The sequence below is a fragment of the Phenylobacterium sp. genome (assembly GCF_035569475.1).
Lineage (GTDB): Bacteria > Pseudomonadota > Alphaproteobacteria > Caulobacterales > Caulobacteraceae > Phenylobacterium.
On record NZ_DATMNA010000020.1, the window covers coordinates 1 to 23,162 of the forward strand.

The 23,162-nt window shown below is 70.7% G+C and carries 18 protein-coding genes; 7 read left to right on the forward strand and 11 right to left on the reverse strand.

Annotation, left to right across the window (positions count from 1 at the left end; all coding sequences use genetic code 11):
* The 6 genes from VNW53_RS02805 to VNW53_RS02830 all read right to left on the reverse strand — a co-directional run.
* The coding region (locus VNW53_RS02805) for a DUF1275 family protein (RefSeq protein ID WP_325553499.1) at window positions 1-223 on the reverse strand (223 nt) is incomplete at its 3' end.
* 16 nt (window positions 224-239) lie between these two features.
* Window positions 240-1,490 carry a threonine/serine ThrE exporter family protein gene (locus VNW53_RS02810; RefSeq protein ID WP_325553500.1) on the reverse strand — a complete coding sequence of 417 codons (1,251 nt, stop codon included), beginning with the start codon at window positions 1,488-1,490 and terminating at the stop codon, window positions 240-242.
* 65 nt (window positions 1,491-1,555) lie between these two features.
* Window positions 1,556-2,986, reverse strand: coding sequence for a class II fumarate hydratase (gene fumC / locus VNW53_RS02815; protein WP_325553501.1), 1,431 nt, complete (start codon window positions 2,984-2,986; stop codon window positions 1,556-1,558).
* Between the two features lie 346 nt (window positions 2,987-3,332).
* Window positions 3,333-5,174, reverse strand: coding sequence for a hypothetical protein (locus VNW53_RS02820; protein WP_325553503.1), 1,842 nt, complete (start codon window positions 5,172-5,174; stop codon window positions 3,333-3,335).
* Between the two features lies 1 nt (window position 5,175).
* Entirely contained in the window at window positions 5,176-6,048 is an 873-nt protein-coding gene (locus VNW53_RS02825; protein WP_325553504.1) for a hypothetical protein, read from the reverse strand.
* Between the two features lie 3 nt (window positions 6,049-6,051).
* Entirely contained in the window at window positions 6,052-8,496 is a 2,445-nt protein-coding gene (locus VNW53_RS02830) for a cyclic nucleotide-binding domain-containing protein (RefSeq protein ID WP_325553505.1), read from the reverse strand.
* Window positions 8,497-8,660: 164 nt separating this feature from the next.
* On the opposite strand from VNW53_RS02830, the gene VNW53_RS02835 reads away from it, so the two are divergent.
* Genes VNW53_RS02835 through ccmI form a run of 4 tightly spaced genes read left to right on the forward strand, consistent with a single transcriptional unit; the run spans window position 8,661 to window position 12,809 of the window.
* A complete protein-coding gene (locus VNW53_RS02835; protein WP_325553507.1) occupies window positions 8,661-10,625 on the forward strand; it encodes a heme lyase CcmF/NrfE family subunit in 1,965 nt (654 codons plus the stop codon).
* Window positions 10,622-11,155, forward strand: a complete 534-nt coding sequence (locus tag VNW53_RS02840) for a DsbE family thiol:disulfide interchange protein (protein ID WP_325553508.1) — start codon at window positions 10,622-10,624, stop codon at window positions 11,153-11,155. Before VNW53_RS02835 ends, VNW53_RS02840 begins: the two co-directional genes overlap by 4 nt.
* Complete coding sequence (locus tag VNW53_RS02845) at window positions 11,152-11,616, forward strand: cytochrome c-type biogenesis protein (RefSeq protein WP_325553509.1); 465 nt, start codon at window positions 11,152-11,154, stop codon at window positions 11,614-11,616. Before VNW53_RS02840 ends, VNW53_RS02845 begins: the two co-directional genes overlap by 4 nt.
* The gene (gene ccmI, locus VNW53_RS02850) at window positions 11,616-12,809 is read left to right on the forward strand and encodes a c-type cytochrome biogenesis protein CcmI (protein WP_325553511.1); all 1,194 of its coding nucleotides are present in this window, start codon (window positions 11,616-11,618) and stop codon (window positions 12,807-12,809) included. The genes VNW53_RS02845 and ccmI overlap by 1 nt, the downstream gene beginning before the upstream one ends.
* Here ccmI and VNW53_RS02855 read toward each other — a convergent pair.
* Together VNW53_RS02855 and VNW53_RS02860 are read right to left on the reverse strand one after the other, a co-directional pair.
* A complete protein-coding gene (locus VNW53_RS02855) occupies window positions 12,806-14,353 on the reverse strand; it encodes a M28 family peptidase (RefSeq protein WP_325553512.1) in 1,548 nt (515 codons plus the stop codon). The genes ccmI and VNW53_RS02855 overlap by 4 nt on opposite strands.
* Window positions 14,350-16,404, reverse strand: coding sequence for a S9 family peptidase (locus VNW53_RS02860; RefSeq protein ID WP_325553513.1), 2,055 nt, complete (start codon window positions 16,402-16,404; stop codon window positions 14,350-14,352). Before VNW53_RS02860 ends, VNW53_RS02855 begins: the two co-directional genes overlap by 4 nt.
* Window positions 16,405-16,492: 88 nt before the next feature.
* On the opposite strand from VNW53_RS02860, the gene VNW53_RS02865 reads away from it, so the two are divergent.
* Entirely contained in the window at window positions 16,493-16,990 is a 498-nt protein-coding gene (locus tag VNW53_RS02865; RefSeq protein ID WP_325553515.1) for a GAF domain-containing protein, read from the forward strand.
* A 10-nt stretch (window positions 16,991-17,000) separates the two neighbouring features.
* On the opposite strand, the gene VNW53_RS02870 is transcribed toward VNW53_RS02865, so the two are convergent.
* Window positions 17,001-17,879, reverse strand: coding sequence for an ice-binding family protein (locus VNW53_RS02870; protein ID WP_325553517.1), 879 nt, complete (start codon window positions 17,877-17,879; stop codon window positions 17,001-17,003).
* 401 nt (window positions 17,880-18,280) lie between these two features.
* Between VNW53_RS02870 and VNW53_RS02875 the strand changes: the two genes are divergently transcribed.
* Window positions 18,281-19,462 carry an acetyl-CoA C-acetyltransferase gene (locus VNW53_RS02875; protein ID WP_325553518.1) on the forward strand — a complete coding sequence of 394 codons (1,182 nt, stop codon included), beginning with the start codon at window positions 18,281-18,283 and terminating at the stop codon, window positions 19,460-19,462.
* Between the two features lie 9 nt (window positions 19,463-19,471).
* Window positions 19,472-20,164 carry an SDR family NAD(P)-dependent oxidoreductase gene (locus VNW53_RS02880; protein ID WP_325553519.1) on the forward strand — a complete coding sequence of 231 codons (693 nt, stop codon included), beginning with the start codon at window positions 19,472-19,474 and terminating at the stop codon, window positions 20,162-20,164.
* On the opposite strand, the gene VNW53_RS02885 is transcribed toward VNW53_RS02880, so the two are convergent.
* Together VNW53_RS02885 and VNW53_RS02890 are read right to left on the reverse strand one after the other, a co-directional pair.
* Window positions 20,161-20,631 (reverse strand): hypothetical protein, encoded by a 471-nt coding sequence (locus VNW53_RS02885; RefSeq protein WP_325553521.1) that lies wholly within the window; start codon window positions 20,629-20,631, stop codon window positions 20,161-20,163. The genes VNW53_RS02880 and VNW53_RS02885 overlap by 4 nt on opposite strands.
* Before the next feature lie 48 nt (window positions 20,632-20,679).
* Window positions 20,680-23,091, reverse strand: coding sequence for a penicillin acylase family protein (locus VNW53_RS02890; protein WP_325553522.1), 2,412 nt, complete (start codon window positions 23,089-23,091; stop codon window positions 20,680-20,682).
* Window positions 23,092-23,162: the final 71 nt, after the last annotated feature.

Here is a 23,162-nt window from a genome sequence, read left to right on the forward strand (position 1 = left end):
GCGCCTGGGCCAGGTTGAGCGGGCCGCCCCGCACGGCCACAGCGGCCAGCACCACCAGATTGCCCGTGACGTGGGCGGTGAAGACGTTGCCGAGCGTGAGGAAGCCGGTGAGGTCGACCATACCGGCGATGACGGCCAGCAATGCCGGCAGGCGTTTCTGCGAAAGCGAAAACGCGGGAATGTGAGGCGAGACCGCGGCCGCGCCGGACTTCGTCCCGGACATGGCGTTCCTCCGCAAGTCAGGGGGCCCGGCGCCGGGCGCGTTCACCCAGGCCGTCGATCAGCAGTTTCGGCGTGAGCAGCCCTAGGCTCATAGCCAGGACGATGGTTGCTGCGGTCGCGGCGTTGGACAGAGTCTCGCCGATTACGGACGGATCCGCGCTCGGACCGCCGGCGATCTGCACGAGCCCGCTGGCCATGCGGAACAGGAAGACGCCGGGCATCATCGACACCACCGAGGCGAACCCGACGGCGGCGAAGGGCATCTGCAGGCGGTTGGCGATAGGCGTCAGGACCAGACCGACGGTCAGGCAGGCCGCCAGGGCGCCGGCGGCGGCGCCGAAGCCCGCGCCGGTCATCGCGGCCCATCTGAGGGCGTGGGCCAACATGCCGATGGCCACGGGCCAGCCAAGCATCCGCAACGGCGTGGAGAAAAAGATGCTGTAAGCGGCGACGGCGACGCCGGCCGCGATCGTGTCCTGCCACAGCGGCACGGCCCGGCCCGCGGGATCGACCGGCAGGTCCGCGCCGAAGAGCGCCAGGCCGAACAGCAGCCCCGTCGAGATCGCAACCACCACGAGGCCTGCGAAGACGATCCGCGCCGCGCCCAGAGAGATTCGGCCCCGGATGAGATCGAGGCCCCCGTTGAGCAGGTGGGGTCCCGGCACGAGGATCATGCAGGGGCAGACCGCGACGAGACGTAACGACGAACTGAGCTGGTAGCGGACGGCCAGGGCGCCGACCGCGCCCGCGAGCAGGGCCGCGCAGAATGGCTGCAGGAAGACGTTGGCGCTCAGCCGCGCCAGACCCCGGCGAAGGACGGCGCCGGCGCCGGCGCTGGCGGCGATCAGGGCGACGGCGGCGAGATGGTGGACTCCAAAGATCACGCTCAACGCCGCGGCCCCGGCCGCCGCCGCGATGGCGAACAGCCAGGTCGGGGCTGGAGGCTTCTTCGAGATCGCCCCGACCTCGGTTCTTGCGGCGTCCGGCGACAGTTCGCCGGCGGCCGCCCTGTCGATCAGGTGCATGGCGCAGGCGACGCGGTCCATGTCGACGCCGGTCGGGTCGGCGGCTATGGCGCGGACCAGCCTCTCCGCTCCGTTGTCGGCCTGGAGGGAGAGCTCGCCCCAGCGGGCGAGGGCCGTGACCCGGAGACCGAGGCTCTCACCAAGCCTGCCGGCTGCGGCCAGGGTGTGCTCCGTTGACTGACCGTTGACGTACAGCGCCTTGGCGGCGGCGAGGACAAGGTCGGAGCGCTCCTCGAACGTCATCGCGGTCGCCATCCTGCGGGCGGGTCGGTGGCGCGCCCGAGCCGGACGCGCCACCGCACCATAGCTCAAACGTGCGCGGGCTCAGGCGCCTTGGAGTCGGCCGCGACGAACGGCTGGATCATCTTGCGAGGATCGACGATCCGATCGAACTCAGCCTCGCTGACGAAGTCCAGCTTCAGGGCCGCCGCCTTCAGCGTGAGGTCGTTGTCCATCGCGTAGTGGGCGATCTTGGAGGCCTTGTCGTAGCCGATGACCGGCGACAGCGCGGTGACGAGCATCAGCGACCGCTCGACGTACTCGTTGATCTTCTTGAGGTTGGGTTTCGTCCCCTCGACCAGGAAGGTCCGGAAGTTGACCGCGCCGTCCGTCAGGATCGTGATCGCGTGCGTGACGTTGAAGATGATCAGCGGCTTGTAGACATTCATCTCCAGATAGCCGCCTGCGCCGCCAAAGCCGACGGCGACGTCGTTCGCCATCACCTGGACGGCGATCATCGCCAGCGCTTCGCACTGGGTCGGATTGACCTTGCCCGGCATGATCGAGGAGCCGGGCTCGTTCTCGGGAATCTCCAGTTCGGCGAAACCGGCGCGCGGGCCGCACGACATCAGCCGGATGTCGTTGGCGATCTTGTAGAGCGACACCGCCAGGCCGCGCAGCGCGCTCGAAAGGAAGACCAGGGCGTCGTGGGCGCCCTGCACCGCGAACTTGTTGGGCGCGGTGACGAACGGCAGGCCCGTCAGCTTGGCGATCTCGGCGGCCGATGCTTCGGCGAACCCCGGCGCCGAGTTGATGCCGGTGCCGACCGCCGTGCCGCCCAGCGCCAGGCGGTAGACGCCGCCCAGGGCGCTCTCGATCCGCTCCAGGTCGTCCGTGAGCATCCCGACGTAGCCGGACCATTCCTGGCCCAGCGTCAGCGGAGTGGCGTCCTGCATATGGGTCCGACCGATCTTGACGATGTCGCTCCACGCCTTCGACTTGACGTCGAAGGCGTCCCGCAGCGCGGTGATCGCCGGGATGAGGCGCGCCTTCACATTGACCGCCGCGGCGATGTTCATGGCCGACGGGAAGCTGTCGTTCGACGACTGGGCCATGTTGACGTGGTCGTTGGGGTGAACCGGCGTCTTGCTGCCGAGCGGCGTGCCGGCGAGCTGGCAACAGCGGTTCGAGATCACCTCGTTGACGTTCATGTTGAACTGGGTGCCGCTGCCGGTCATCCACACATGCAGCGGGAACATGTCCTGGTGCTGGCCCGCGAGGATCTCGTCACACGTCTGGACGATCAGCCGGAATTGCTCGTCCTGGAGCCGGCCATCCTTGTGGTTCGCCGTCGCCGCGGCCTTCTTGAGCGTGGCGTAGGCCGCGATCATCTCCCTGGGGATCAGGTCCTTGCCGATGCTGAAATGCTCCAGCGAGCGCTGTGTCTGCGCACCCCAGAGCCGGTCGGCCGGGACGTCCACTTCGCCGAGACTGTCAAATTCCTTGCGAACCTCGACCATCGCCAATCTCCGTTCCGCCTGCTGCACCGAAGGTCTGATGAGCCTGCTAGTCGGTCGGGCATGCGGTCGGTCCGCAGCGGCGGAGCGTCCGCGTCGGCGAAATCGAGCGCGTCGGGCCGCCGGAACGCAAATCAACATTTGTCGACATCGATAACGGCCTGCACGAGAGCCCGGGACCGTCCAAATGAGGCGCCTGCCCGGGCCCGAGCGCTGGCCTCGCGGCGGGCAAGCGGGGACACGCACAAGTTCGCCGACCACCCGCCATTTGAGCCGCGCCGAAAGTCGTATGTGTCCCGATTTTGGGTGTCTCGATTTTAGTCGAGACCCCACGCTGCGTGGCGAGCGGCTAAGGCGCCTGTGGGCCGAGGGTCGGCAGCCCCCTTGGCTTCACGCCCGCCGGCAGGCCGAGCGCGGTGAACAGGCGGTCCTGGCCGGTGGCGGGCGCCTGGCCGGGGCTGTGGAAGCCGTGGCACTCGGAGCACTGGGCGCCGGCGAAGGCGGTGGTGTCGTGCTCGGTCTTGCCGTGGCAGGCCTTGCAGGTGGCGATCCCCTCGATCAGCAGGTCCGACGCATGGTCGGATGTCGTGGCCTTGTGGCAGTCGGCGCAGATCGCCGCGCCCTTGCCGACGCCGGCGTGGGCCGCGACACTGTGGTTGAAGTCGCCCCAGGGCAGCATGCGGCCGGCGAGGTGAACCGGGGCGATCTCGCCGCCCAGGGGGCCGGCGGAGGGGCGCACGGTGTGGCAGTCGACGCAGAGGCCGCCGGGCGCCAGCGCGCGCCGCAGCACCGCCGGCTCGACGCTGGCCGCATCGGCCGGCGTGAGCGAGCCGCGCAAGACGCCCACGATGTTGCGCATGTCGTGGTGGCGCAGGGTCTGCAAGGTCCCGCCGACCTGGGCGAAGGCCAGGGAGTGGCAGGCGCCGCAGTCGCGCTCCATCTCGATCGGCTTGAATCCGCCGCCGTCCGGCCGGTGGCAGGACTCGCAGGTGAGCGCCGCGCCATAGCCCCGCGCGGCGCCCAGCGCCTGGCCCTGCCGCGCCACGCCGCCCACCGGGTTCATATGGATGCGGTGCGAGAAGGTCAGGCCGTTCTGTTCCTGCGGGTGGCCTGTCAGCGACACGCGCTGCACCCGCGGCTGCGGGCCGTCGAAGCCGACGGTGACCCGGGGGCGGAAGTCGGGGTGGCGGTTCCAGTCCGGCGTGTCGATCAGTTCGGTGGACGGCAGGCGCATCTTCAGGCGGCTGTGGCAGCCGGCGCAATCGCTGACCACCACCAGGGCGGGCTTGCCCGGGCGGACCACGTCGGCGGTCCTGGGCACGGCAGGGTCGGGCGGGGCGGTGGTGTGCTCGCGGTGGCAGCTCGCGCACCGGTCCGCCGGGTGGTTCAGGGCGGTCTCGAAGACGCCGGCGACCCGGCCGCGCAGCGTCGCCGGCGGCGGCATGGCGCGCGCCAGCTTCGCGTGGTCGGCGTGCTCGGAGACCAGGAGCGGCAGGAAGGGGCTGCCCTCCGCGGTGACCCTGGCGTCGATGCGGGCGGCTGCGGCGGGGTCCGGGTTGGCCCTGTGGCAGCCGAGGCACGTCTCGTCACGCACCGCCACGAAGGCCTTGGCGTGGCAGGCCTGGCAGTCCTTGTCGAGGAAGGCGTGGGCCTTGGAGAGCGGGCCCGTCGACCACTGCTGGTCGGGATGGATGCGGCTGTGCTGCAGCCAGGCGCGGCCGGCCAGCGGCAGGATCAGGCACAGCGCCAGGATCGCCAGGCCCAGCGTCCAGGCCATCCTGCGGCGCCCGAACAGCGTGGCCTTCAGGGAGAACAGGCTGACGGAGGCGTGGTGCTCCTCCTCGCGGCGCATCACGGTGATCGCGATGTCGCCCTCGCCGCCCTGGCCGAGCAGCAGGTCGTATTCGCCGAAGGTCACCTTGTGGCCGCGCACCACCTCGAGCTCCACGCGGGTCGCGGGCTTGTCGTCTACCAGGAAAGGGCGCCCGCTCAGCGACTCGATGCCGACCCGGCCCTGGCCGGTGACCTTGAGGAGCGCGTGCTCCATGTCGACCGCCAGGTCGGGCAGGTAGATGTCGCTCTCGACGGCGCGGCCGATGGAGGCGTCGTCCCACTCCAGGCGTTTGGTGCGGACGATCTCGCCGCCGCCCGCCTGCCGGGTGATCATTCGGAGCGTGATCGCCTGGGTCATGTCACCAGTAGAGGAAAACGCTGACGATGTGCACGGTCAGCGCCGCCAGCAGGGCGAAGGTCGCCGGAACGTGCACGAACAGCCAAGCTTCCAAAAGAGCTGTTATGTGCATCTGCCGCCGCGCCAGCGACAGGGCGTCGGCCTTGCGCTGCAACAGGTCGGAGACCTTGCGCAGGGCGTCGGCCTCCTTGCCGGTCGCGATCGTCAGGGACGGGCGCAGGCGCACGAGCGCGCCGGCGTTGGCGCAGTCGCCGTAGTAGCCGAACAGCCGCCGCCAGAAGCCGCCGCCGATGTCGGTCTCCTCCAGCGAGAGGCGCACGATGTCGGCCTCGGCGCGCTGCAGCGGCTGGGCCGCCTCGTGGATCTGCTCGTCCAGGGCGTGGATCTGCGCCAGCATCTGCTTGCGGGTGGTCTCGCCGCGGTTGTTGCTGAGCGCGCTGGGCAGGGTGACGTAGGCCCAGACGCCGATGGCGCCCGAGGCGATCACCAGCAGCATCAGGCCGTAGGCCAGGGTGTGGACGTTCCAGCCGAACCGGAAGCCGGTGTGCAGGGTGGCGATCACCGTCAGCGACAGGCCCAGGTAGACGTGCGCCGACACCCAGGCCTTCAGGGAATAGTGGCCATCGGTGATCGCCCGCTTGCGCAGCCCCAGCAGGGCCAGCCAGACGATCAGCAGGGCCCCGATCGTCCCCAGCGCATAGCCGACGACCGTCCCGCCGCCCCGGTGCGGCCGCGCGTCCACCAGGAAATAGGCGACGGCGGCGAGGACGCTGAGCGCGACCGCGACCTTGGCGAACAGGAATCCGCCATGGCGCAGGAAGCTCTCGTGCGCCGCGGTCTTGCGCCGCTGTGTCTGCCCGCCTGCGACCGCCAAGGCCTAGCCTCGCTCCATGAGCGCGACGGAGAGGAACTCTTCGGGCGAGACCCGGATCGCGGCGCCGGTCGGGCAGGCGCGGACGCAGGCCGGCCCGCCGGACTTGCCGCGGCACATGTCGCACTTGATGGCGACCTTGCCCTTTTCCACCGGTCCCTTCGGCTGCTTCTCGCGCCAGGCCTTGTCCGGCTCGCCCGGGCCAGGGCCCTTGCCGAACAGCATCCAGGCCAGGAGGCCGGGCTTTTCCGGCGGCGGCTTGTCCATCTGGATCACGTCGTAGGGGCAGTTGCGCTGGCAGTTGCCGCAGCCGATGCAGGCGTCGGAGATGAACACCTCGCCGTCGGGCCCGCGCTGGATGGCGTTCGGCGGGCAGTCGGTCATGCAATAGGGGTGCTCGCAGTGCCGGCAGGAGGTCGGCACGTGGATCTGGGCGTAGGTCTTGCCGGCCTCCCGGTTCAGCCGCGACAGGCCGTCGTGGCTGTCGGCGCAGGCTTTCTCGCAGTTGTCGCAGCCGACGCAGAGGCTCTCGTCGATGAGCAGGACGTCGGTGGCCTCGCCCAGCCCCTGGTCGATCAGGAAGCGGGCGACGGAGGAGTACATGTCCACCACGCCGCCGAAGTTGTCCTTCTGGTCCTCGACGAAGGCGTTGACCTTGCGCCGGGAGTCCACCTCGTCGCGCATCCGCTTGAGGAGCTCGGGCTTCTTGGCCAGCAGCCGGCGGAACGGCGCGGCGGGCAGCTTCACGACCTGGGAGCGGATCGCGGCCTTCACGGTCGCGGTGCGGCGTCCGCCGTCCAGCAGCGCCATCTCGCCGGAGTAGGAGCCGGCCGGGACGTAGGAGAGGAAGACGTTCTTGCCGCCCACCGTCTTCTCCACGATCATCGAGCCGGAGCGGATGATGAAGAGGTCGTCGCCGTCGTCGCCCTCGGTCATGATCGGCTGGCCCGCCTTGACCTCCATCGTCTGGGCCTCGGGCAGCACTTCGGCGAGGTCCGCGGGCGTCAGGCCTGACTTGAAGATCTGCAGGATCTGCCGCTCGGTGGTGATGCGGTTCACCGCCTCGCGGGCCTCCTGAACCTGGGCCATGAGCTTGAGCGCCGCGGTCCGCGGGATCTCGATGACGATGGTGTTCTCGCCGGCGCGGATCGTCGCGCCGCGGCGGCGGCCGGAGATCAGCCCGACTTCGCCGAAGATCGAGCCGGCCGGGATCGGCACGGTGATCTTGGGGTTCTTCGGGTCGACCTCCACCAGGACCGAGCCCTGGGCGATGCCGAACAGCGAGGACCCGACCCCGTTGCGTTCGAAGATCACCTCGCCGGCGCGGAAGGCGCGCACGTCGGAATCCAGCAGGAACTCGCGCATCTGCAACGGCGACAGGCCGTAGAGGATCTCGACCCGCGTGCGCAGGAACTCCAGCCATTCGGACACCGACAGCCTGCCCGGCAGGCCGGCCAGCTTGGCCTCCAGGATCGGCTCGTCGGCGGGCTTCAGGTCGGTGGCGCCGCAGATGTACTCGACCACGTCGTGGCCCTGGTTCATGCAGTGCTTGATCAGCGGATAGCCGGCCAGCGCGCCGATCACATAGATGCCCGGCGTCGTGCCCTCGAAGGTCGGCGAGAGCTGCGGGAAAGCGCTGGCCGCCTCGCTGGTGAAGGCCACGCCCGCGGCTTCCACGAACTTGCGCGGCGGCGCCGAGCCCATGCGCGCGATGATCCGGTCGCACTTGTGGCGGGCGGTCCCTTGAGGGGTCTCCACCGTCACCCAGCCGGGCTCGATGGCGCTGGGGGTGGTCTCCGAGAGGATGGTGATCCGGCCTGCGTCGCGCGCCGAGTTCAGGGCCTTGACGTTGGCGTCCTTGGCCCGGGCGAAGTCGGCCGAGCGGTTGACCAGGGTGACGACGTTGCCCTGCGCCTGGTCGGCGGCGAGGCCCAGCGCGTTCTCGATGCCCGCGTCGCCGCCGCCGAAGACGAAGATGTGCTCGTCGATGTACTCGGCCGGGTCGTCGAGCTGGTACTGCACGTGGGGCAGGGCGGCGCCGTCGCAGCGCATCAGGTTGGGATTGCCCTGGGTGCCGATGGCCAGGACCACCGTCTCGGCGCGGATCACGTCGCCGTTGGTCAAGGCGATGGAGAAGTCGCCCTTGGCGCCGGTGATCGCCTTGGCCTCGGCGTTGTAGCGGACGTTGACCCCGGCCTTGGCGGCGTCGGCGTTCCACTGGGCCAGCACCGCCTCGCGCTTGCCGGCGGCGAAGTCGCAGTCGGAGCGCAGCACCAGTTGGGCCGGCGTCGCCATGACGTGCTTGCCCTTCTGGTAGCGGAAGATGGTGTCCGACAGGTGGTCGGTCTTCTCCAGCAGGACGTGGCTGACGCCCTTGGCGGCGGCGTGCGCGGCGGCGCTCAGGCCCGATGGGCCCGATCCCACGATCGCAATCCGAAACACCTCCGACATTCCTGGCCTCAGAACCCCATACCCGGCCGTCGTCGCGCCCAATCGGCGGACACCTCGGACGGCTTACGGCTTCACGCCCCCGCGAACCTTTGGCACTGTAGCATTTCCCGTGCCGTGACAATGCGCCCGAAGCGCCGCACAGCCGGAGGGGAGCATAAAAGACCATGGCTGCGGAAGTCGGGCAGTTCGCGCTGATTCTGGCGTTCGTCCTGGCCGTGGTGCAGGCCGGAGCTACGCTGTGGGGCGCGCAGCGCGGCGAGCCGGTGCTGATGGCGCTAGGCCGCGCGGCGGCCGTGCTGCAGGGCGGTTTCGTCATCCTGGCCTTCGCCTGCCTGGCGGCCAGCTACGTCGCCTGCGACTTCTCGGTGGCGCTGGTGGCGCAGCATTCCAACAGCCAGCAGCCGCTCGCCTACCGCTTCGCCGCCACCTGGGGCAGCCACGAGGGCTCGATGCTGCTCTGGGTGCTGATCCTGGCGATCTACGGCGCCGGCGTGTCCCTGTTCGGCGGGACCCTGCGCGAGACCCTGCAGGCTCGGGTGCTGGGCGTGCAGGGGCTGATCGGCGTCGCCTTCCTGGGCTTCCTGATCTTCACCTCCAACCCGTTCCTGCGGCTGTCGCTGGCGCCGCTGGAGGGGACCGAGCTCAACCCGCTGCTGCAGGACCCCGGCCTCGTCAGCCACCCGCCGCTGCTCTACCTGGGCTACGTCGGCTTCTCGGTGGCCTTCGCCTTCGCCGTGGCGGCCCTGCTGGAGGGCCGTGTGGACGCGGCCTGGGCGCGGTGGGTGAGGCCCTGGGTGCTGGCCGCCTGGGTCCCGCTGACGGCCGGCATCACGCTGGGCAGCCTCTGGGCCTACTACGAGCTGGGCTGGGGCGGCTGGTGGTTCTGGGACCCGGTCGAGAACGCCTCCCTGATGCCCTGGCTGCTGGGCACGGCCCTGCTGCATTCGGCCCTGGTGCTGGAGCGGCGCGGGGCGCTGGTGAGCTGGACGATCCTGCTGGCCATCCTGACCTTCTCGCTGAGCCTGGTGGGCACCTTCCTGGTGCGGTCCGGCATCCTGACCAGCGTGCACGCCTTCGCCGTGGATCCGAGGCGCGGGATCTACATCCTGGGCATCATCGCCGTGACCACCGGCGCGGCGCTCGGCCTCTACGCCTGGCGCGCGCCATCCTTGCGCACCGGCGCCCTCTTCGCGCCGCTTTCGCGGGAGGGTGGGATCACGCTCAACAACCTCTTCCTGGTGGCGCTTGCGGCGACGGTGTTCCTGGGCACCTTCAGCCCGGTGTTCATCGAGCTGGTGGGCAGCGACAAGATCTCGGTGGGCCCGCCCTATTACGCGCGCACCTTCGCCCCGCTGGCGATCCCGCTGCTGGCCCTGGTGGTGTTCGGGCCGATGCTGAACTGGAAGCGGGACGCGGCGGCTGCGGTCCTGCGCCGCGTCCGCATCCCGGCGGGCGTCGCCGCGGCGGCGGTCCTGGTCGGCCTGGTCACGGTCGGCTGGAAGGGCGTGGTCTCCGCCGCCGCCCTGGGCCTTGCCGCCTGGCTGGTGGCCGGCGCCTTGGCGATCCCGGCGCGGCGCTGGTGGGCCGGGCGGGCGAACCTGCGCCGATCGATCCGCACCACGCCGCCGGCGGTCTTGGGCCTGTCGCTGGCGCATGCGGGCCTGGGCCTGCTGCTACTGGGCGTGACCGGCGTCACCGCCTGGCACAGCGACAAGGTCCTGACCATGCGTCCGGGCGACTCCACCGTCTTCGCCGGGCGCACCATCACGCTCGAGTCCGTGGGCCTGGCGGACGGCCCCAACTACCAGGCGCGGCAGGCGAGGTTCGACATCACCGGCCGGGGCGGGCCTTACACCCTGGTCGCCGAGCGGCGGGCCTACGCCACCAGCCAGACCACCGAGGCGGCGATCCACGTCACCCCGCTGGGCAACCTCTACATCTCCGGTGGGGATGAGGCGGACGGCGGCGTCGTGGTCAGGCTGTGGGACCATCCGCTGGTCGTCTGGATCTGGATCGGCGGCTTCGTCATGGCGTTCGGCGGCCTGGTCTCGCTCTGCGACCGGCGGCTGCGCCTGGGCGTCGCCGCCCGCGCGCCCCGGCCCGCGCTGGTCCCGGCGCCGGCGGAATGAGACGCGCGCTCGCCCTCCTGCCGGTGGCCCTGTTCGTCCTGGTCCTGGCAGGCTTCATGGTCGGCTTGCGGCGCGATCCGGCGATCCTGCCGTCGATGCTGATCGGCAAGCCCCTGCCGGCCTTCGCGCTCGCGCCGCTACGGCCCGGCGAGCCGGGGTTCGCCTCGGCGGAGCTGACCGGCGAGCCGGTGCTGCTCAACGTCTTCGCCTCCTGGTGCGGGCCCTGCAAGGAGGAGCACCCGGTGCTGCTGCGGCTGAAGGCCGAGGGCGTGAAGATCGCGGGCCTCGACTGGAAGGAAGACGCCGCGGACGGCGCGCGCTGGCTGGCGGCCAACGGCGACCCCTATGTGCGCGCCGGCAATGACGCGAGCGGACGCACCGGCATCGACCTGGGCGTCTCCGGCGTGCCGGAGACCTTCGTGCTCGATCGGCGCGGCCGGGTCCGATACCGCCAGGTCGGCGCCATCACGCCGGAGGTCTGGAGCCGGACCATCGCGCCCCTGATGGCCAAGCTGGAGGCGGAATCGTGAGGCGCCTGGCGCTGATCGCGGCGGCGGCCTTGGCGCTCGCCGGCCCGGCCCTGGCGGTGACGCCGGACGAGCAGCTTCGCGATCCCGCGCAGGAGGCTCGCGCCCGCGCGCTCAGCCAGGAGCTGCGCTGCCTGGTCTGCCAGAACCAGTCGATCGACGACTCCGCCGCGCCGCTGGCGCACGACCTGCGGGTGATCCTGCGCGAGCGTATCGCCGCCGGCGACAGCGACAGGCAGGCGGTGGACTATCTGGTCGCCCGCTACGGCGACTTCGTGCTGCTCAAGCCGCCGTTCCAGCCGGACACCTGGGCGCTCTGGCTCGGTCCGCTGGCGGTGCTGCTGCTGGGCGGGGCCGGCGTGGCGGTCTACATGCGGGGCCGGGCCGCCCGTCCTGAGTCCCCGCTTTCCGTGGCGGACGAGGCGGAGGCGGCGCGGCTGCTGGCGGCGGACAAAGGCGACTGATGCTCTGGATGATCCTGACCCTGATGGTCGCGTTCGCCGCCGTGGGCCTGGCCATCCCGCTGGTCCGCCGCCATGACGCGGCGCGCACCGCCCGCGGCTCGGTCGCCGAGGTGCTGAAGGGCCAGATCGGCGAGATCGAGGCCCAGGCCGCAGCCGGCGCCCTGCCGGCCGACGAGGCCGAGGCGCTCAAGGCCGACGTCAAACGCCGGGTGCTGGCCGAGGGCAAGGAGCCGGACGCCCCGGCGCGGCCGCTCAGCGAGCGCACCCTGCTGATCCTGGCGCTCGGCCTGGTCGCCGTCGTGGTGCTGGCCGCCACCGGCCTCTACCTGAAGATCGGCCAACCGGCCGCCGCCTCGGGACAGGCCACGGCGAGCGCCGGCGGCGCCGGCGCGCTGCCGCCGGGCCATCCGAACGGCGAGGTGGCCTCGATGATCGGCCAGCTCGAGACCCGCATGAAGCAATCGCCCAACGACGCGGAGGGCTGGCGGATGCTGGGCTGGTCCTACCTGCAGGTGGGCCGCAACGCCGACGCCGCCACCGCCTACGGCCGCGCGGTGGCGCTGGACCCGCACAACGGCGAGTACCTGTCGGCCCAGGGCGAGGCAACGGTGCTGGCCGCCCAGGGCCAGGTGACCCCGGCCGCCGAGGACATCTTCCGAAAGGCCGCCTCGCTCGACGCCGCCGATCCGCGCGCCCGCTACTACCTGGCCGTCGCCAAGGACCAGAAGGGCGACGCCAAGGGGGCGATGGACGACTGGATCGCGCTTCTGAAGAGCGCGCCGCCGGACGCCCCCTGGGCCCCGGAGGTCCGCACCTTCGTGGAGAAGGTCGCGCAGGAGCGCCACGTCGATCTCACGGGACGCTTGCCGCCCGCGCCGGCGGCGGTCGCCGAGGCCGGTCCCGCGCCGGCCCCGGGCCCCACCTCCGACCAGGTCGCCGCCGCCGGCCAGATGAGCGCGCAGGGCCGCCAGGCGATGATCGAGGGCATGGTCGAGAAACAGGCCGCCAGCCTGAAGGCCAATCCGCACGACCTCGACGGCTGGCAGCGGCTGATCCGCGCGCGGATGGTGCTGGGCCAGCCGCAGGCCGCGGCCCAGGCCTACCGCGACGCCGCCAAGGCCTTCGCCGGCTCCCCGGCCGACCAGGCGGCGCTGCGCCAGACGGCCGCCGGCGCGGGCGTGCCAGGGGTCTAGCGGGCCGCCGGCGGAGGCTTCAGCCAGGTCGGCTTGGCGTCGGCGTCGGCGACGGTTTCCGCCAGCTTGTAGAAGAAGCGGTTGAACTTGCCGGCCGCGTCGAAATCCATCGGCTGGGTCAGGTCGTCCTGCGGGCGGTGGTAGCGGATCTGGTACCATTCGCGATAGCGCCGCTCGGCCTCTGTCCCCGGGACATAGCCGAAAATGAAGCCGGTTCCCGGGATGCCGGCCTGCATGAACGGCCAGTGGTCGGCGCGGGTCAGCAGGCTACGCTCCGGCTCGGGATCGGGCTGGATGCGGATGCCCATTGAGCCCGCGACCTTGCGGGAGGTGCGGCCGAGCGTGGTGTCGTCGACCGCCAGTTCCGTCATGAGTTCCAGCGGGAACAGCGGCCGAAGTTGGTCGAGGTTGATGTCGGCGACGACGGCGGCCTTGGGCACGGTGGGATGGTCCACGAACCAGTGGGCGCCGAGCAGGCCCTTTTCCTCGCCGGTGAAGGCCGCGATGATCACGCTGCGGCGCAGCGGCTTGCCCTTATGTTTGTCGGCGAAGCGGATCAGGGTCCCGACATAGGCCGCGTCGTCGAGCGCGCCGTTGTAGAGGTTGTCGCCGTTCACCGGCTCGCCATAGCCGTAGCCGTCGAGGTGGGCCGAGAGCGCCAGGTACTGGTCCTTCAGCGCAGGATCGCGGCCGGGCAGGACGCCCAGCACGTTCTCGGCCTTGAAATCGCGCTTCGTCAGGTGGAACTGGGCCTGGAACCGGCCGGGCAGGTCGAAGGCCGGCAGGGGTTTTCGGTCGCCGCCCAGCTTCAGCACCTCGTCGGCGTCGTGGTCCGCGCCGGCGATCACCGTCTTGAAGGCGGCCGCGCTCAGCGTCATCACCGGCAGGCCGGGCGCCGCCGGCGAGGGCGAGCCCGCGATGGCCACGCTCCGCGCATAGGCCGCGGGCCAGCGCGGCGGCTCGACGGTGAAATAGGGGTCGTCGACCTGGATCAGGCCCGCGGCGCCGGCGGCCATCGCCGACTGGACCCGCTGGCCGGCGCTGGGAAGACCGGTCCGCTTGGTGTTGAAGCAGACCACCACCTTGCCCCTGGCGCCGTCGAGATCCTTGGGCCCGCAGTAGCCGCGGAAGGTCATGGGCGCGTCGAGCGCGGGGGGCAGCTCGTCGGCGGCCCGCACGGTGATGTCGTGGAGGAAGGCGAGCGGCGTGGGCGCGGCGCCGGGCTGGGTCACGCGGAACCAGGTGCCGTCCTTTTCGACCCGGCTCTCATGAACCGGGAAGGTCTGGATATAGGTCCCGTTGTCGCCGGCGGGCTTGAGGCCCGCGGTCTTGAAACGGGCGGCGACGATCAGGGCGGCGCGATGGTGCCCCGGCGAGCCCACATCGCGGCCCTCCATGGCGTCGGAGGAGAGCGCCTCGGCGATCTGCCACCAGGCCTTGGTGTCCGGGTCCTTGATCCCGGCGGAACGGGGCGGCGCGGCGCTCGCCCCGCCGGCGCAAGCGCCGATGAGCGCAAGGCCGGTCAGGAAGGGACGCAGTCTCATTGGTAGCGATGGAACCAGGCCATGATCGCATTGGCCTTGGCCGCCGCCTGCGAGGGCCGTTCCGCCAGCCCGCCGTGCGAGGCGCCCGGCACCTGGATCATCTCGGTGGGCACGCCGCGGATCTGCAGGGCGTCGAAGAACTGCTCCGCCTCGGACGGCGGGGTGCGGTGGTCGTCGGTGCCGACGATCACCAGGGTCGGCGTCGTGACGTTGCCCACCAGCGACAGGGGCGAGCGCCGCCAGTAGTTCGCCTGGTCCTCCCACGGCATCTTGCCGAACCAGGACGTGGCCATGAAGTTGTAGCCGTCGGTGGTGAGGACCTCGCTGGTCCAGTTGATCACCGGCTTCTGGGCCGCGGCGGCGCGGAAGCGGGCGGTCTTGCCGACGATCCAGGCGGTCAGCGCCCCGCCGCCGGAGCCGCCCGTGACGTAGAGGTGGTTCGGATCGACCGAGCCCTTGGCGACGGCGGCGTCCACGGCGCTCATCAGGTCGTCGTAGTCGTGGCTGGGGTAGTTCTTGTCGATCTCGTTGGCGAAGGCGTCGCCATAGGACGTCGACCCGCGTGGGTTGGCGTAGACCACCATATAGCCGCCGGCCGCATAGAGCTGGTCGTCGGTGGAGAACACCGGGCCATAGGCCGCGAACGGGCCGCCGTGGATCTCCAGGATCAGCGGGTACTTCTTCGACGGATCGAAGTTGGGCGGGGTCACCAGCCAGGCGTCGATCGGCTTGCCGTCGAAGGAGGACTTGACCGCCAGGGGCTCGACCTTGCCCAGGGTCTTGTCGGCGAACAGGTCCTCGTTGAGGTGGGTGAGCTTGACGGTCTTGCCGCCCTTGACCACGCCGATGTCCGGCGGCGAGGAGGCGTCGCCCATGGTGAAGGCGACCAGCCCGTTCCTGCCGACCGAGAACGACCCGCCAGTGTAGGGCCGGTCCATCTCCGCGCCGTCGGTCAGGCCGCTCGCGACCTCCTGCATCTTCCCGTCCAGGGTGACGCGGGCGATCTTGGTGATCCCGTGGTCGGCGTAGTCGACATAGAGGCTCTTGCCGTCGGCGGCCCAGACGGGGGCGCCCACGCTGCGGTCGAAGTCGCCGTTGATCACGCGGCTGTTCTTGCCGTCGCGGTCCATGACGTAGAGGTGGATGTTGTCGTAGCCGCGGTGGCCTTTGTCGTCGAAGCCGACGTAAGCGATCTTGCTCCCGTCCGGCGAGGGCGTCGGCGCCTGGTCGGGGCCTTTGCGGGTGGTCAGTTGGGTGATGGCGCCGTTGGCGACGGAGACCTCGTAGATGTCGCTCTCGCCGGCGTCGCGCTCCCAGTCCTTCGAGCGGTTGGACGAGAACAGCAGGCCCTTGCCGTCCGGGGTGTAGGCGAGCTGGCCGCCCTCGTCGAACTTGCCGAAGGTGATCTGCCGGGGCTGGCCGCCGTCGGCGGACACCGTGAACAGGTGACGGTAGCCGGGCCGGATGTAGCCCGCGCCGTCGCGGCGGTAGGTGACGCGCTCGATCAGCTTCAGCGGCTCGGCCCATTTGGCCCCCGGAGGCGCCGCCATGGGCGCGCCCAGCGGCTGCGGCGGGACCGGCGTCAGCATGACGAAGGCCAGCGTCTTGCCGTCCGGCGACCAGGTGATGGCGTTGGGCGCCTGCTCCAGGTTGGCGACCTTGGCCGAGTGTCCCGTGGCCATCCACCGCACATAGAGCTGGGCGCCGCCGGGGCCGGCGGAGATGTAGGCGATGCGCGTCCCGTCGGGCGACCAGACCGGGTGCAGGTTCGCCGTGTCGTCCGCCGCCAGCGGCGTCTGGGCGCCGGTCGCCGGGTCGATCAGCCAGATCGAGGGACGGCCGTTGTCGGTCATGATGTCCTGGGTCGTGCGGACATAGGCGATCATGCCGCCGTCGGGCCGCACCTGCGGGTCGCCGGCCGCGCGCAGGCCGAAGATGTCGCGGCCCTGGAACATGCGGTTGGGGCCGTCCGCGACCTGGGCGGCGGCGGGCGCGACGACGGACGACGCACACGCGATCGCGAGCGCGGACACGAGCAAGGCAAGACGCATGGAAAATCCCCGAAACTTGACGCGCGCCTAGAAAGGCTGCGCCGGGAGGGTTTGTCCAGCGCGGCGCGGGTCGCTACATGCTGGCGCCATGGCCGAAGCCTTCAACGACAAGATCCTGCCCGCCGACAAGGCAAGCCGCTACGCCGCCGTGGCCGAGGAGATCGCCGCGGTGCTGGACGGCGAGCCGAACCTGACGGCGCGGATGGCGACGGTCGCCTCCATGCTGGCCGCCAGCTTCGACCATTATTTCTGGACCGGATTCTATGTGGTCGACCCGGACAAGCGCGAGGAGCTGGTGGTGGGGCCCTACCAGGGCACGCTCGGCTGCCTGCGCATCGCCTTCGGCCGCGGCGTCTGCGGGGCGGCGGCGCGGACCCGCCAGACCCAGATCGTCGAAGACGTGGAGGCCTTCCCTGGCCACATCGCCTGCGATAGCCGCTCCAGGAGCGAGATCGTGGTGCCGGTGGTGGACGCCGACGGGCGGCTGATCGCGGTGTTCGACGTGGACGCGGAGGTCACCGGCGCCTTCGACCAGGTGGACGCCGACTGGCTGGAAGGCATTCTGCAGGACACCTTCGCGGACTAGCGACCGGCGTCTAGATCGCGAACGCCGCTCGCCGACGGCGCAGGGCCGCGCCGGCCGCGCCGAAGCCAGCGAGCATCAGCGCCCAGGCGGCGGGTTCCGGCACGGGACCGCTGGCGGCGCCGGAGCCGCTGAAGCCCTGGCTGCCGAAATCGCCGCGGCCCGAGTCGTAGCCGCCACCGCCCGCGCAGTTGCTGGAGATGGTGTTGGTGTCCATGGTGACAGCCGCATTCAAGGCGATCGCCCGGCCGCACAGGATCCGCGCGCTGTTGTTCAGGGTGACGCTCTGGTCGGCGAGGATGTTGCCGGCGAAGGTCGTGGTCGTGCCGAGCGTCGCGGAGCTTCCGACATCCCAGTAGACGCCGCTGTCGGCGCCGCCGTTCAGGACATTGACGGACGAGCCGCTGGCGGTGGTGAGCGTCGAGCCGATCTGGAACACGAAGTACCCGCCCGGGTCGTTGGCGAAGTTGAGCGTGAGCGTTCCCGTCAGCAGCGCTGAAGTGTCGAACTTGTAGACCCCCGGGGTCAGGATCAGTCCGCCGAGATCGTGCCCCGTCAGGTCGGAGGTGAAGCTCAGCGCGCCCAGGGTCGCGAACGCCTTGCCGGCGTCGATCTCGGCCTGATGGGCGACCGCGTCGGTCTGATGCACGGCGCCGGTGAGGGTGACGGACCCCAGGCCCGTGATCGACGAGCCCGGAAAAAGGCCCAGGTCGCCGTTGATCGTGGTCGAGCCGGTATTGGTCACCGTGGACGCCCCCAGAACCGCGAAGCTCTCCGCCGAACCCAGAAGCGGGGCCGCGGATGCCGGGGAGGTCAAACACAAGAGCGCGGCGACCGGGATCGCGAGTACCCAGCGCGCGGGAATGTTCATGGAAGCGCCCACGTATTCCATATCGATTTACCTCATGGAGAAAATATTCGAGAGGAAATGCGGAATGTTCCGGAATTTCCCATGAACTGCCATCGGGCGAAAATCTCAGAACAACCGATGGTTCCAATCTGTCGGCAACCATTGGTAGTTTATTTTATTTCAACTCTCCGATTGCTTCTGAAGTTTGGCGGGCTCTAGACCAAGCCTGGTCTGGCCGCGCAGGGCGGGGACGGGTTCAAGGGACGGAACCAGCCATTCGCTTTCGCGGCGTCGGCCTAGCCCGCGCCGAACGCGCCATTGCCACAGGCGGGAGGCGCAATGGTTGACGTTCGCGTCAACCGGTCTTGTCTTACGCAGCGGCGCCTTCACACAGTCGTTTTGACGCGCCATAGAGCGCTGGAATTTCACCAGGGAGCACGGCCATGGCCGAAGCCTATATCGTAGCTGCGACGCGCACCGCCGGCGGTCGCAAGGGCGGACGTCTCCGGGAATGGCACCCGGCCGACCTGGGCGCGGTGGTGCTGAACGAGCTGATCGACCGTACGGGCGTCGACCCGGCCGTGGTCGAGGACGTGGTCATGGGCTGCGTCATGCAGGTGGGCGAACAGGCCACCAACATCGCGCGCGGCGCGGTCCTGGCGTCCAAGCTGCCGGAGAGCGTGCCGGCCACCAGCGTCGACCGGCAGTGCGGCTCCTCGCAGCAGGCCCTGCACTTCGCCGCCCAGGCGGTGATGAGCGGCACCATGGACGTGGTGATCGCCTCGGGCGTCGAGAGCATGACCCGCGTGCCGATGGGCCTGTCGGTCGCCCTGCCGGCCAAGGAGGGCTTCGGCAATCCGATGAGCCCGAACCAGCAGAAGCGCTATCCGAACATCCAGTTCAGCCAGTTCATGGGCGCCGAGATGATGGCCGCCAAGTACGGCCTGACCAAGGACCAGCTTGACGAATACGCCTACGGCTCCCACCAGCGCGCCATCGCCGCCACCCAGGCCGGCGCCTTCAAGGACGAGATCGTCGCGGTCGACGGCCGGGACGGCAAGGACGCCGAGGGCAATGTCGTCCGCCACGACAGCGACGAAGGCATCCGCTACGATTCCAGCCTCGACGCGATCCGCGGCGTGAAGCTGCTGCGCGAGGGCGGGGCGATCACCGCGGCCACCTCCAGCCAGATCTGCGACGGCGCCTCCGGCGTGATGGTCGTCTCTGAGAAGGCGCTGAAGGAATATGGCCTGACGCCGCTGGCGCGCATCCACAACCTGACGCTCATCGGCCATGACCCGGTGATCATGCTGGAAGCTCCGCTTCCGGCCACCGAGCGGGCGCTGAAGAAGGCCGGCATGTCGATCGACGACATCGACCTCTTCGAGGTCAACGAGGCCTTCGCCTCGGTGCCGGTGGCCTGGCTGAAGACCACGGGCGCGGATCCGGCCAAGCTCAACGTCAATGGCGGCGCCATCGCGCTCGGCCACCCGCTGGGCGCCTCGGGCACCAAGCTGATGACCACCCTGCTGCACGCGCTGAAGGCCCGCGGCAAGAAGTGGGGCCTGCAGACCATGTGCGAGGGCGGCGGCCTCGCCAACGTGACGATCGTGGAACGCCTCTAGGCGGGCCCGATGGCCGGTCGCGTCTATGCCATCACAGGCGCGTTCGGCGCCCTCGGCTCCGCCGTCGCCAGGGCCGCGGCGGCGCAGGGCGCGCGGCTGGCGCTGATCGACTTTGCGAAGACGCCGCCGCCGGGATTGCCGGACGGCGGCGACGTGCTGGTGCTCGGTGGCGTCGACCTCACCGACGCGGTGGCGGCCGGAGCGGCCATCGACGCCGTAGCCGACCGTTTCGGCGGCTTGGATGTGCTCCTGAACATCGCCGGCGGCTTCCGGTGGGAGACGCTGGAGACCAGCCTCGCCGAGGGCTGGCATCGGCTGTTCCTGATGAACGTCCAGACCGCCGCGAACGCCAGCCGCGCGGCCATTCCCTACCTGCGTGAGAGCAAGTCGGGCCGCATCGTCAACGTCGGCGCCAACGCCGCGCTGAAGGCCTCGATGGGCATGGGGCCCTATGCGGCGTCCAAGGCCGGCGTGCACAGTCTGACCGAGAGCCTGGCCGAAGAGCTGAAGGCCGACGACGTGACCGTCAACGCCGTCCTGCCCTCGATCCTCGACACGCCGACCAACCGCGCCGACATGCCCAAGGCCGACTTCGCCGCCTGGGTGCGGCCGGACGAGCTCGCCGCCGTCATGCTGTTCCTGGCCGGCGAGGACGCCAGCGCCGTCACCGGCGCCCTGATCCCGGTGACGGGAAGGGTCTAGCCCGCGAGCTCGCGGCGATCCTGGCGCGCGAGGCCGAACACCTGACCGCCCGGCGCGGCGAAATAGAAGGTGGTCGTGGCGGCATAGCGGATCTGCGGCAGGCCGGCCGCGAGCACGGCGGCTTCCAGGGCCGAGGGGTCCGCACACCTGAGCTCCAGCCAGGCGCCGCGCCGGGCCGCGGTCTCGTCGAGCGCCCCGGCCGTGAACTGCACGCTGACCGAGCCGCCGCTGGGGAACCTGAACGCCAGGATCGGCCCGGCGGGGTCGTGGGCGGGCAGAACCGTCGGCTCGCCGCAGCCGAGCACCTTCGAAAAGCACGCCACCAGCGCGTCGCGGAATTCCGGCCGCGCCAGGAAGTGCGCCCGATCGCCGAGCGAGATCGCCGTGTCCGCCGCCTTCGCCTGCGGGCCGGCCGCGGCGGCGACCGCAATGCCGAGGCATCCCCTACGATTGATCTGCGAGTCCATCCCAAGTCTCCTGCGGCCCCAAGAGGCGGCCCCAGGTAGACGATTCAGCTACCGCGGATTCGACACCTGCGGCGTCAGGGTGACCACCAACTCGGCGTCGCGGTCGACGGCGGCGCGGCTGAAGTCGAGGGGCACGTAGGCGCCGGACGCCCACAGCGGGAAGAGGTCGCGGTAGTGGACGCTGAACGGGTCGCCCGACTGCCCGGGCGTGTTGACGGCCACGGAGTTGTCCCAGGCTCCCACGTCCATCACCAGGCGCACCGAGGCGCCGGCGGTCTGGTTGAAGTCGCTGGGGCGATAGGTGGCCGCGCGCGGGCTTTGCGCCGAGCCGGGGATCTCCAGGGCGCCGGTGCTCATCTGCCGGGCGAGCTGGCGGTCGGCGAGGACGGCCGCGGGCGGCGTGAAATCGGCGTGATGCAGCCGCCCCCAGCTCCAGCTCGCCATGTCGGGGCCCAGGCGGGTCTCCAGGTCGCCGACGGCCTCGGCGAGGCTGGTGAGCAGCAGGGCGTCGCGGGTCGAGGCGGCCTCGGGCGTCTCCAGCCAGGTGACCACGCCGTCGATGCTGCCGGAGCCGACCACGTCGCGGGCGGCCGGCGGGATGACGGCGGCGACCACCGCCTTGCCCAGGTGATTGGTGGCCCAGACCTGGTAGATGGCGGCCGCGGCGCTGCCGGTGGTCTCGTCGTTGTCCCAGCCGCGGAGCAGTTCCAGGGCGCGGGCGACGGACGGGTCGGGGGACCTCAGCCCCTTCAGCAGCGCGATGGTCCGGCGCGACAGGGCGTCGTGGCTGTCGGTCTGCAGGGCCATGGAGTCGGCGAGCGTCGCCTTCGGCAGCGCGCCCAGCACCTCCTCGATGCGGGTGATCCGCGAGCGGTCGGCCCACTCGTAGCTGATGGTCCGGTTGGCCGGATAGTCGGCCGGCAGGTTCATCTGGTTGGCGGTGGCGACGAAGCCCCTGGGCGGGTTGTGCAGGGCCGGGAGCTGGCTCTCCGGCATCATCCCGGCCCATTCGTAGCGCCCGTCGCCGGGGACCGGAAGCAAGCCGTCCCAGTTGGGCCGGGCCGGCGTCAGGCCCGCGGCGGACCAGCCGATGTCGCCGCTGGTGTCGGCGAAGACCAGGTTCAGCGGCGGCGTGCCCCAGGACTCCTGGCCGCTCTTGAAGTCCGCCCAGGACCTGGCCCGCCACATCCGCGAGGAGCCGAAATAGCCGGACGCGCCCGGCAGGTTCCAGACGGTGCGCATGGCGAAGGCGTGGGCCCCCTTTCCAGTGTCTGGCGTCTCGGCCAGCACCGGGCCGTGGCGGGTGAACTTCAGCGTGACCTCGCGCGGCGCCTCGCCCTTCACCTCGATGCTTTCGCGGACCACCTTCATCGGCTCGGAGCCGGACTTGTAGCGGTAGGAGTCGCCCTTCGTGTCGTAGACGTAGAGGTCCTCCTGATCGATGTAGAAGATGGTCAGGCCCCAGGCCATCTGGGCGTTGTGGCCGAAGGAGACGCCGGGAAGTGACGGCTCGCCCGCGCCGATGATGTCCAGGTCCGGCGCGTTCAGGTGGACGATGTAGCGCAGCGACGGCGCGCCTACCGGCCGGTGCGGGTCGTTGGCCAGGATCGGCCGGCCAGTCGCCGTGCGCGAGGGCGCGATCACCCAGTTGTTGGAGCCCTCGTTCTGGTAGGCGTCGAGCGCCTGGGCGAGCTTCACCTGGGCGGAGGGCTCGGCCTCGGCCGTCTTCCCGCCGGGCGCCAGGGCCTCGAAGCTCACCGGCTCGGTGGCCAGCAGGTAGTCCTTCAGCACGTCGGCGGGCACGGCGCAGGGGTCGAGGCCGGCCGGGACGGCGGTGGCGTGCGGCGGCTCGAGCTTGCGGCGCAGGCGGTCGGCCGGCAGGCCCGCGGCGCAGGCCACCTGGGCGCGGGCCACTTCGGAGGCGACGTTGGAGACCAGCGCGTGGCTGCGGATGCGCAGGATGTCCTCCGGCGCCCAGGCCTCCGGCCGGCTGGCGGTCAGCCTGAACTCGACGGGCAGCGGCCGCTTGCCGGCGTTCACCTCGGCCACATAGGCGTTGACGCCGGCGGCGAAGGCCTCGACCGCGTCGCGCGCGCCCGGCGCGTAGGCCGCCCACTCCGCCGCCATGTCGCCGCGATAGAGGAAGAGCCGCGCGGCGCGATCCTGCGCCACATAGGACGGCCCGAAGCTGGCGGAGAGGCGGCCCAGGCCGCGCTTGCGCCACAGGTCGATCTGCCAGAGCCGGTCGCGGGCGGCGTTGTAGCCCTGCAGGAAGAAGGCGTCCCGGGAGGAGCCGGCGAAGATGTGCGGGATGCCCCAGCGGTCGACCACCATCTGGGCCGGAGCGTTCAGGCCCGCGACGCTCCAGGCCTCGCGCCTGACCGCCGTCGAGCCCGGCTCCGCCTGCGCCGCGCCCGCCAACAGCGCGCCGGCCACAACGCCCGCCAACAGCCTGTCCATGCCCGCCATTCCCGCCGCTCCCCGCACTGGTCGATTGGAGTTGACGACAGATCGCGGCTTTCGTCCACGCG

Excerpts from the sequence above, each read along its gene's own strand:
- VNW53_RS02890 (WP_325553522.1), bottom strand. The coding sequence starts at position 23,091 with ATGGACAGGCTGTTGGCGGGCGTTGTGGCCGGCGCGCTGTTGGCGGGC.
- VNW53_RS02885 (WP_325553521.1), bottom strand. The coding sequence starts at position 20,631 with ATGGACTCGCAGATCAATCGTAGGGGATGCCTCGGCATTGCGGTCGCC.
- VNW53_RS02875 (WP_325553518.1), top strand. The coding sequence starts at position 18,281 with ATGGCCGAAGCCTATATCGTAGCTGCGACGCGCACCGCCGGCGGTCGC.
- VNW53_RS02860 (WP_325553513.1), bottom strand. The coding sequence starts at position 16,404 with ATGCGTCTTGCCTTGCTCGTGTCCGCGCTCGCGATCGCGTGTGCGTCG.
- VNW53_RS02835 (WP_325553507.1), top strand. The coding sequence starts at position 8,661 with ATGGCTGCGGAAGTCGGGCAGTTCGCGCTGATTCTGGCGTTCGTCCTG.
- ccmI (WP_325553511.1), top strand. The coding sequence starts at position 11,616 with ATGCTCTGGATGATCCTGACCCTGATGGTCGCGTTCGCCGCCGTGGGC.
- fumC (WP_325553501.1), bottom strand. The coding sequence starts at position 2,986 with ATGGTCGAGGTTCGCAAGGAATTTGACAGTCTCGGCGAAGTGGACGTC.
- VNW53_RS02880 (WP_325553519.1), top strand. The coding sequence starts at position 19,472 with ATGGCCGGTCGCGTCTATGCCATCACAGGCGCGTTCGGCGCCCTCGGC.
- VNW53_RS02840 (WP_325553508.1), top strand. The coding sequence starts at position 10,622 with ATGAGACGCGCGCTCGCCCTCCTGCCGGTGGCCCTGTTCGTCCTGGTC.
- VNW53_RS02810 (WP_325553500.1), bottom strand. The coding sequence starts at position 1,490 with ATGACGTTCGAGGAGCGCTCCGACCTTGTCCTCGCCGCCGCCAAGGCG.
- VNW53_RS02820 (WP_325553503.1), bottom strand. The coding sequence starts at position 5,174 with ATGACCCAGGCGATCACGCTCCGAATGATCACCCGGCAGGCGGGCGGC.
- VNW53_RS02865 (WP_325553515.1), top strand. The coding sequence starts at position 16,493 with ATGGCCGAAGCCTTCAACGACAAGATCCTGCCCGCCGACAAGGCAAGC.
- VNW53_RS02855 (WP_325553512.1), bottom strand. The coding sequence starts at position 14,353 with ATGAGACTGCGTCCCTTCCTGACCGGCCTTGCGCTCATCGGCGCTTGC.
- VNW53_RS02870 (WP_325553517.1), bottom strand. The coding sequence starts at position 17,879 with ATGGAATACGTGGGCGCTTCCATGAACATTCCCGCGCGCTGGGTACTC.
- VNW53_RS02830 (WP_325553505.1), bottom strand. The coding sequence starts at position 8,496 with ATGTCGGAGGTGTTTCGGATTGCGATCGTGGGATCGGGCCCATCGGGC.